7 protein-coding genes and 1 pseudogene are annotated in these 8695 nt (G+C 70.4%); 5 read left to right on the top strand and 3 right to left on the bottom strand.

Annotated elements, in window-relative coordinates; all coding sequences use genetic code 11:
- The 4 genes and pseudogenes from ABZ824_RS09895 to ABZ824_RS09880 form a co-directional block, all read left to right on the top strand.
- Positions 1 to 406 (top strand): annotated as a pseudogene (locus tag ABZ824_RS09895) (hypothetical protein); the annotation flags it as partial.
- Between the two features lie 37 nt (positions 407 to 443).
- Positions 444 to 2306 carry a dynamin family protein gene (locus ABZ824_RS09890; protein WP_356962865.1) on the top strand — a complete coding sequence of 621 codons (1863 nt, stop codon included), beginning with the start codon at positions 444 to 446 and terminating at the stop codon, positions 2304 to 2306.
- Positions 2303 to 3856, top strand: coding sequence for a dynamin family protein (locus ABZ824_RS09885; protein ID WP_356962864.1), 1554 nt, complete (start codon positions 2303 to 2305; stop codon positions 3854 to 3856). Before ABZ824_RS09890 ends, ABZ824_RS09885 begins: the two co-directional genes overlap by 4 nt.
- A 107-nt stretch (positions 3857 to 3963) precedes the next feature.
- On the top strand, positions 3964 to 4608 hold the full coding sequence (locus ABZ824_RS09880) for an endonuclease (RefSeq protein WP_355071483.1): 645 nt from the start codon (positions 3964 to 3966) through the stop codon (positions 4606 to 4608).
- A 10-nt stretch (positions 4609 to 4618) separates the two neighbouring features.
- Here ABZ824_RS09880 and ABZ824_RS09875 read toward each other — a convergent pair whose 3' ends face one another.
- The 3 genes from ABZ824_RS09875 to ABZ824_RS09865 all read right to left on the bottom strand — a co-directional run bounded on the left by ABZ824_RS09875 (position 4619) and on the right by ABZ824_RS09865 (position 7927).
- Positions 4619 to 5782 (bottom strand): zinc-binding dehydrogenase, encoded by a 1164-nt coding sequence (locus ABZ824_RS09875; RefSeq protein ID WP_356962862.1) that lies wholly within the window; start codon positions 5780 to 5782, stop codon positions 4619 to 4621.
- A gap of 139 nt (positions 5783 to 5921) precedes the next feature.
- Complete coding sequence (locus ABZ824_RS09870) at positions 5922 to 6218, bottom strand: hypothetical protein (protein WP_356962860.1); 297 nt, start codon at positions 6216 to 6218, stop codon at positions 5922 to 5924.
- 5 nt (positions 6219 to 6223) lie between these two features.
- Positions 6224 to 7927 (bottom strand): MFS transporter, encoded by a 1704-nt coding sequence (locus ABZ824_RS09865; RefSeq protein ID WP_356962859.1) that lies wholly within the window; start codon positions 7925 to 7927, stop codon positions 6224 to 6226.
- Between the two features lie 110 nt (positions 7928 to 8037).
- Here ABZ824_RS09865 and ABZ824_RS09860 point away from each other — a divergent pair, with 110 nt between their 5' ends.
- A complete protein-coding gene (locus tag ABZ824_RS09860) occupies positions 8038 to 8508 on the top strand; it encodes a MarR family transcriptional regulator (RefSeq protein WP_356962857.1) in 471 nt (156 codons plus the stop codon).
- Positions 8509 to 8695 lie beyond the last annotated feature (187 nt).

The raw sequence follows: 8695 nt of genomic DNA, 5'->3' as shown, positions 1-8695 counted from the left end.
AGGCGCGTCCAGCGCGGGAGCGCATCTCGGGTCGAGTCTGGACAGCGGTATCGGCGCCGGTTCGCACGCGGCTTCCGGTCTCTCCACGGGTCTCGACGCGACGGGCGGCCTCAGCGGTGCGGCGCACTCGACCGTGAGCGGCGCGGCGGACGCGGGCGCCGGACTGGCGGGCTCCGCCGGCGGCGCGGCGCACGGTGCCGTTGACACGGGTGCGGGTCTCGGCGGCAGCGTCGGCTCGACCGCGCACACCTGGTCCTCGCTGGATGTGTCGAGCGCCTTCGGTTCGGGCTTGGACAGCACCGCGGGCGGCCATGCCGACGCAGGCCTGTTCGGCGACACCCATGCGGGCACGGAGTTGAGTGGTTCGGCGGGCGCCGAGCTGGGTGGCGATACATTCCTGCACTGACAGTTGCCCGGTAATACGGAAAGAGGTCCATACCGCGATGGGGACACCCGCGCCGAACGCCACTCCACCGGCGGTACCGCTGCTGTCGGTACTCGGTGAAACCATCGCGGCGGCCCGTGCCGCGGGCCGCAACGATCTGGTCGGCCGCCTCGAAGTGGCGGCCGACCGGGTCCGCGACCCGCGGCGGCGCATCGTCGTCGCCGGGCAGCTGGACCAGGGCAAGAGCCGTTTCGTCAACGCGCTGCTGAACCTGGACATCTGCCCGGTGGGCGACGACGCCACAACCGCGGTGCCGATGCTGCTCGCGCACGGTCCGGAGCCGCGCGCGGAGCTGGTCCTCGCGGCGCACGGCGACTCCAGCGGCGCGGAGACCAGGGTGACGGTGCCGATCGCCGAGATCGGTGCGATCGATCAGCGCGCCCCGCTCGCGCAGGGACGTCGGATCGTGCGGCTCGAGGTCCAGATCCCCAACGCGTTGTTGGCCGATGGCATCGTGCTGATCGATACTCCCGGCGTCGGCGGGCACGGCAACGCTCACGCGGCGGGCGTGCTCGGACTGGTGCCCGCCGCGGACGCGGTCCTGGTGCTGTCGGACGCGTCGACCGAACTCACCGAGCCCGAGCTGGCGTTCCTGCGGCAGGTGCGGGAACTGTGCCCGACGGTGGCGCTGCTGCTCACCAAGACCGACCTGTACCCGCACTGGCGCCAGGTGCACGAGGCCGATCTGGGCCATCTCGCGCGGGCCGGCCTCGACGTGCCGATGATCCCGGTGTCGTCGCTGCTGCGCAGTCACGCGATGCGGTTGCAGGACGCGCAGCTGGGCGTCGAATCCGGCTTCGGCGTGCTGTACACCTTCCTGCGCGACCAAGTGGTTGCGCGCGATCAGCTCGCCACCCGCACCGCCGTGGCCCGCGACATCCGCTCCGCGGCAGAGCATCTCGCGCTGGCTCTGGGCAGTGAGCTGGTCGCGGTCCGCGATCCCGCCCAGGGCGCGGCGGCGGTGCGCGAGCTGCAATCCGCCCGTTCCGCGGCGGAGGAACTGCACCGCAGGACCGCCGCCTGGCAGCAGACGCTCGCCGACGGCATCACCGACCTCGCCGGAGACGTCGACCACGACCTGCGCGACCGTCTGCGCAATCTCGCGCGCACCACCGAGGAATGGATCGACGAGCACGATCCGGGCAGGCACTGGGACCGTATCGCCGAACACCTCACCGGCACCGTCGATACCGCGCTCGGCGACAATCTGCTGTGGACCCACGCGCGAGCGATTCAACTCGCCGAGCGCGTCGCCGAGCACTTCTCCGAACTCGGCGCCGTCGACCTGCCGGACGTGCGCCCCGGCGCAGGCGCCGACACCGGCCGTGCCATCACCGGCACGCTCGCCGATCTGGAACCCGACATCGGTCTCGGCAGCAAACTGCTCGTCGGCATGCGCGGCTCCTACGGCGGCGTGCTCATGGTCGGGCTGGCCACCACCTTCGCCGGGCTCGCCATGCTCAACCCGATCTCGATCGGCGCCGGTTTGATCGTGGGCGGCAAGGCTTTCCGGGACGACAAGCAGGCCAGGCTGGCCAAGCGGCGCAACGAGGCGAAGGCGGCGGTGCGCCGGTTCGTCGACGATGTGGCGTTCCAGGCGGGCAAGGAGTCGAAGGATCGACTGCACCGGATCCACCGCGCGTTGCGCGACCACTACGCCGGCGTCGCCGAACGCAGCCTGCGCTCGATCGATGAGTCGCTGCGGGCCGCGCAGGAAGCGGCGTCCATGGTCGCCACCCGCCGCGCCGAACGCGGTGCGCAACTGGAACAGCAGCTGCGCGTGGTCGCCGAACTGCGCCGATACGCCGATGCCATGCAGAACGCACTACCGATGGGACCCGCCGGTACGGTAACCCCGTGAGACGTGATGGTGGCCCGGTGCCGGGAATCGTCGCCGAGGCGCATCGGCTGGTCGGGGCGGCGCAAGCGGCGCTCGCGGGCGAGCCGCGGCCTCGTGCCCTGCTGGCCGACTGCGCCCGCCGATTGGATCAGCCGCTGCGGGTTGCGCTCGCCGGTTCGATCAAGGCGGGCAAGTCCACACTGCTGAATTCGCTTGTCGGACAGGACATCGCCCCGACCGACGCGACCGAGTGCACCAGGGTCGTCACCTGGTATCGGTACGGCTCCACACCAAGCGTGACGGCGTACGCTCCCGACGGGGCCCGCGCGCATGTCGTGGTCCGCCGTGGCAGCGGGACGCACGGGCTGACCTTCGACCTGGAGCGGCTCAACTGGAACGCCCCGGCTCCGCGCGACGTCGATCATCTCGAAGTCGAGTGGCCCGCCGCGACGCTCGCGCACACCACCATCATCGACACCCCCGGCACGTCGTCGCTGTCGCGCGAGGTGTCGCGGCGCACCGCGCGTCTGCTGACGCCCGGCGCGGACGACGAGCGGTCCGAGCAGAGCGTCGCCATCCCGGGCGCCGACGCGGTGGTCTACTTGCTGCGCCGGCTGGACGCGACAGACGTGCAGTTTCTCGAGCGCGTGGGCGCAGGAACCGCCGTGGCCAACGGTGGACCGGGGGCGCCCGGCCCGCTCGGCATCGTCGGCGTGGTCTCGCGGGCCGACGAGATCGGGGCGGGCCGGATCGATGCGCTGCACTCGGCGCGTGACGTCGCCACGCGTTTCGCCGGGGAATTGGAACGGACGGGTCTGTGCCAGGCGGTGATCCCGGTCGCAGGCCTGCTCGCGTTCGCCGCGGCGACGCTGCGTCAGCAGGAGTTCGCGGCTTTCGAGGCGCTGGCGCGGGTCCCGGTCGACGAACTGAGCGCCGCGTTGCTCTCGGCGGACCGTTTCGCGCGCGCCGACGTGGCGCTTCCGGTGCCGCCGGAACTGCGCGCGCAGCTGGCCGAGCGGTTCGGGTTGTTCGGCATCCGGATGGCGGTCACGCTGATCCGGCTCGGCGTGCGCGATTCGGCCACGCTGGCCGCCGAATTGACCAGCCGCAGCGGCGTGGACGAACTGCGCTCGGTGCTCGACGTGCAGTTCGGTCAGCGCGCCGATCAGCTCAAAGCGCATTCCGCGCTGACCGCGCTGGCCCGGGTGCTGACCGCCTATCGAGGCACCCCGGCCGATCGCCTGCTGCCCAGGGTGCGCACCCTGCTCGCGGATGTGCACGGTTTCGCCGAGCTGCGCCTGCTCGGCCGCCTGCGCACCGACGAGCTGGCGCTGCCCGCGGACGATCTCGCCGAACTGCACCGCCTCATCGGCGGCTCCGGGATCGCACCCCATCTGCGCCTTGGCCTCCCGATCGACGCACCGCTGCCCGCGCAGCGGGCCCAAGCGATGGCCGCGGTCCGGAAATGGCGCGCGCGGGCACGTCACCCGCTCGCCGACCAGTTCACCGCCACGGCTTGCCTGACCGCCGCTCGCAGCGCGGAGGGCACCCTGAGCGTGCTGCCGGAATGATCGCCCCGGCGGCGCGGTGACCTGCGGGGACGTCGTATCCACGCCATGTAGGGCGGTGTAGTCGACGTGGGCCCGGGTATGCGCCCTGGTAGCGAGAGGAGGTAACGATGAGCCAAGAGGACGTCGTACACGAATTGCTCGTCCGTGCGGGCACGGGATATGCCGAGGAAGCGGGTATCACGCTCGACGACAAACCGGCCGCACTGTTCCAGCTGCTCATGCTTTCCCAGCTGCTCAGTGCCCGCATCTCCGCCGAGATCGCGATCGGGGCCACCCGGGAGCTGATCGGCAGCGGCTATCGGACGCCGCACCGGGTGGCGGACGCCGACTGGCAGGAGCTGGTCGACGCGCTGGGGCGGGGAAACTATCGCCGCTACGACGAGAGCACCGCGACGAGGCTGGGCCACAACGCCACGCGGGTGCTCGACCGCTACCACGGTGATCTGCGCGAGCTGGCGAAGAAGGCGGACAACGACCCGCGGCGCGCGGCCGAACTGCTCCAGGAGTTCGACGGCATCGGCCCCACCGGCGCCGACATCTTCCTACGCGAGGTCCAGGACACCTGGCCCTGGGTCCAGCCCCATTTCGACGAGCGAGCCCTGCGCGGCGCCAAGCGCGTCCAGTTGCCGGAGGATCCCGACCGGCTGGCCCGCCTTGCGCCGAACCACCACACCGCGGATCTCGCCGCGGCCCTGGTGCGGGTGACACTGGACGAGAAGATCGCCGACGAGGTTCTCGCCGCCGCGCCCTGACCGAGCGCGCTCAGATCAGCGCGGTGCCCGCACCGCGCGGGTCGATCAGGATCTTCGCGTGCCGCTCCGGGTTGCCGAGGGCGGTGAAGGCGTCCGCGACGCCGTCCAGACCGACGGTCCCGGTGATCAAGGGGCTCGGGTCGACCTTTCCCTCGGCGAGCATGTGCAAGGTGTCGCGGAACTCGCCGGGATCGTAGCCGAGGACGAACCGCAGCTCGATCTCCTTGTTGATCGCCATGGCGGGATGGAAGCGGTCGGTCTCCATACAGACCCCGACCACCACCACACGCGAGAGGGGCGGCGCGGCCGTGAGGATCTGGTCGATGATTCCCGGTACGCCGACGCATTCGAAGATGACCGGACCGGCCGGTCCCGCGTTCAACGTGTGAGCCAGCCGGAAGACATACCACCACGGCAGGTTCGGTACCCGCCGCAGGCGATCCATGGCGTCGAATCCGAGTCCGAGGATGTCGGTGACGCCGTTGATCCGCCCCTTCTTCGGGGCGGCCGTCCAGGGCGATTCGGTCGCCGGTTCGACCACGACGTCGGCGCCGCACGCCGTCGCCAGTTCCCGTCGGCGCGGCGAGAAGTCGCTGGCCACCACGGTGCGCACGCCCGCGGTTTTCAGCATGCTGATCACCGCGAGCCCGATCGGCCCGCAGCCGATGACGAACGCGGTCTGTCCCTTGCCCACCCGGCCCCGGCGCACGGCGTGCCAGGCCACGGCCATGGGCTCGGTCAACGCGGCGTGTTCGGCGGACAAGCCGTTGGGCACCGGCATGGTCATCGATTCCTGGACCACCACCTGTTCGGCGTAGCCGCCGGGCGCCGCCGTCGACAGTCCCACCAAGTGGGGTTGCCTGCCGTGCCGGACGATCGGCAGGGATACCACCGGCGTTCCCGTCTTCCACCTCTTCCGGCAGTCCGGCCCGTAATCGACCACCGTGCCGCTGAATTCGTGGCCGAGCACCACGCTCTGATCCGAACGCATGAAGTGCTCGTAGCCCGTGGCCGCGGCCAGGTCGGCCAGTTCGTCGGCGTGGGTGCGGGCATGCAGGTCCGAGCCGCAGATACCGCAGCGTGACACGTCGATCAGCAGTTGACCCGCGCCGGGCCGGGGCGTGGGCAGTTCCGTGACCTCGAATTCGGCGGCGGTGACGACGGCGGCCCTCATGGCGACTCCTCGGATCGACGGCGCACGGTGGGCGCCTCGGCCGGGGCGCCCCGCCGCCACCCTACTGCGGCAGGGCGCACCCCGTGGCTGCCTCGGCCGTAGACGCAACGGGCCGAGGCGCTTTCGGTTGCGGCTTTCGTCAAGCGCCGCGCAGCCGCGGGTACACCTCCTGCTCGAGGTAGTCGGCGACGTCGCGGCCATGGCGACGAGCTTCGTGCACGGCGACACCGTGCCGTCCGGCAACCTCCTTCAGCGCGGGCCGCGACCTCTTCTCCACCCCGCCGCCGGTCAGCAGATGGGCGAACTCTCCGGTGTCGAGTGCCGCGAGCGCCTCGTCGTCGGTGGTGACACCGCGCGCGGAGAACCCGGCGGCCCGAACCCGCTCGACGGCGGCGTCCACGGTGTTCCTGCTGCGGCCGATGATCAGAAGGTCCATCTCGCTCACACCCCTACCGGTTGCGGGTCCGTCGCATCGATATCGATCTCGTGGTGTTCGAGCTTGGCACTGCGCGGCAGCGCGAGGAAGCCCAGGCAGACCAGCGCCAGGACGCCGATGCCGTACCAGAGGGTGCGCTCGAAAGTATTCGCGAAGTTCACCGCGTTCGCCCGCATGCCCGCCGTCGTGAGCACCTGACCGACGCCGCTGGAGCCCCGCTCCGCGCCGGCCCGGCAGCTGTCCGGCACCACGGTCGGATCGACCTGCGCGGATCGATCCAGCACGCAGGCGCGGAAGTTCGCGAGGATCTCGTCCCGCGCCTGCTCGGGCACGCCTACCGCGGCGAGTTCGGCGCGAACCTCCGGCGCGACCGTGTCGACCCCGCGTGCCGAATCGTGGTCGAGCTGGGTGAAGAACACCACGCCCACGAGCGCGACGCCCAGAGCCGTACCGAGTTGCTGCCCGGTATTGAGCAGACCGGACGCCGAGCCCGCTTCCCGCGCGGGCACCTGGCCGAGCAGTAAGTCGATGGTCGGCGCGACCACCATGCCGAATCCGGCACCGGTGACGATCAGCGGGAAGACCATCTGCCACGAGGCGATCTCCGCGCCGTAGTGCGTGGCCAGCCAGCCGTAGAGGCCGAAGCCCGCGGCGTTGACCAGGCCGCCGACGATCAGCACCCGCCTGCCGAACCGCGGCGCGAGCACGCTCACCGAGACTCCGGCGCCGATCCCCGCGCCGACCGCGAAGAACACGGCGGTCAGCCCGGCTCGCATCGGCGTCCAGCCCAGTCCCGCCTGCATGAACAGCGTCCATACCAGGAAGAACCCGCCGAGTCCGATCCAGAACAGCAGCCAGCTGCCCAGCCCGATCGCGAACGGCCGGGACCGGAACAGCGTCAAGTCGATCAGGGGTGAGCCGACCGTCCGCGCCCGGTACCGCTCATACGCGACGAACACCGCGAAGGTCGCGGCGGAGGCGGCCATCATGACGAATGTCCAAGCGGGCCAGTCGAGTCTGCGCCCCTCGGCCAGCGGGTAGACGAGCAGGAGCACCGCGCCGATGGCCAGGATCATGCCGACCACGTCCAGGCGCGGCGCGGCGGGCGAGCGGGACTCCTTCATCACCGCCGCGGCCGCGCCGAGCGCGAGAATGCCCACCGGGACGTTGACCAGGAAGATCGGCCGCCACACCAGGTCGAACAGGTCCCACTGCACCAGCAGGCCGCCGAGCGAGAGACCGACCGCGGAGGCGGACCCGCCGACGCCGCTGTAGAGCGCGATGGCCCGCCCGCGCTCGTGGTCGGCGAAGGTGACGCGGATGATCGCCAGGATCTGCGGCACCATGAGCCCGGCCATCGCGCCCTGCACGAAGCGTGCGGCGATCAACATGGCCGGATCGGTGCTCAGGCCGCAGGCCGCCGAGGCGAGCGTGAAGCCGGCCATGCCGATCAGGAAGATCCGTTTGCGGCCGAAGATGTCGCCGAGCCTGCCGCCGGTGATCAGCACGGCGGCGAAGGCGAGCACGTAGGCCGCGACGATCCATTCGATCTGCGAGTACGCGGCGTGCAGATCGGCCTGGATGCTCGGCACGGCGACATTGACGATCGTGACGTCGAGCAAGTCCATGAATCCCGCGGCGAGCACGACCGCGAACGCGATCCAGCGGCGGGAATCGGTAGGGGGACGAGTAGTGGGGTCGGGTTCCATGAGGGCCTCTTTCGGATGGGAGGGAAGTACCGACTCCCAAACTATGCACCTCGAGTGATTATCAATCAACATGGCAATCATAAAAGGTGCGTTAATGCTATGATCGGGGCGTGCCCGAAGCCGATCCGACGCCGCTGTCCGACCACGTCGCCTTTCTCCTCGGGCAGCTCGGGTTCCACACCGCGTACCGCTTCAGCGACGGGTTGGCCCCGCTCGGCATCGGTCCCAGGCATTTCGGCACGTTGCGCGTGCTGCGCGAGCACGACGGCCAGTCGCAGCAGCAGCTGTGCGAGACGCTGGGCATCCATCGCAACGTGATGGTCGGGTTGGTCGACGAGCTGGAGAAGCGCGGCCTGGTCGAGCGCCGCAAGCATCCGGCCGACCGCCGGGCGCACGCCGTCTACCTGCTGCCCGCCGCGCATGATCTGCTGGCCCGGGCTCAACGTGTCGTCGACGGACTCGAGTCCGATCTGCTGCGCGAATTCGACGCGGCCGACCGCGCCACCTTGTTGCGGCTGTTGCAGCGGCTCGCGGCGACGAACGGGCTGGAACCGGGCATTCATCCCGGACTCTCCCGCTGATTCCTGCCCTTCCTGGCTTCCTCGCCGCGCCGGAAGTGTGTGGCAGGTCACGCATGTGCGTCGCCGTCCGGGAATTAAACGCGCGAGTCGCCCGTTGAGCCTTTCGACAAGATTGAGTGTGTACGACTCAAGTTTCGGTTGACTCCGAGACTCCTGCGAGGCAGGATTGAGCCGACCACGCTCAGTG

Origin of the sequence: Nocardia sp. NPDC047038 (assembly GCF_040644075.1) — a bacterium.
Classification (GTDB): Bacteria; Actinomycetota; Actinomycetes; order Mycobacteriales; family Mycobacteriaceae; genus Nocardia; species Nocardia sichangensis.
Note: the sequence above shows the minus strand (reverse complement) of the source record. Positions and strands in the feature narration are given on the sequence as shown.

What these genes read in the sequence shown, in the direction of transcription:
- ABZ824_RS09890 (WP_356962865.1), top strand. Translation starts at nt 444, where the DNA reads ATGGGGACACCCGCGCCGAACGCCACTCCACCGGCGGTACCGCTGCTG.
- ABZ824_RS09880 (WP_355071483.1), top strand. Translation starts at nt 3,964, where the DNA reads ATGAGCCAAGAGGACGTCGTACACGAATTGCTCGTCCGTGCGGGCACG.
- ABZ824_RS09875 (WP_356962862.1), bottom strand. Translation starts at nt 5,782, where the DNA reads ATGAGGGCCGCCGTCGTCACCGCCGCCGAATTCGAGGTCACGGAACTG.
- ABZ824_RS09870 (WP_356962860.1), bottom strand. Translation starts at nt 6,218, where the DNA reads ATGGACCTTCTGATCATCGGCCGCAGCAGGAACACCGTGGACGCCGCC.
- ABZ824_RS09865 (WP_356962859.1), bottom strand. Translation starts at nt 7,927, where the DNA reads ATGGAACCCGACCCCACTACTCGTCCCCCTACCGATTCCCGCCGCTGG.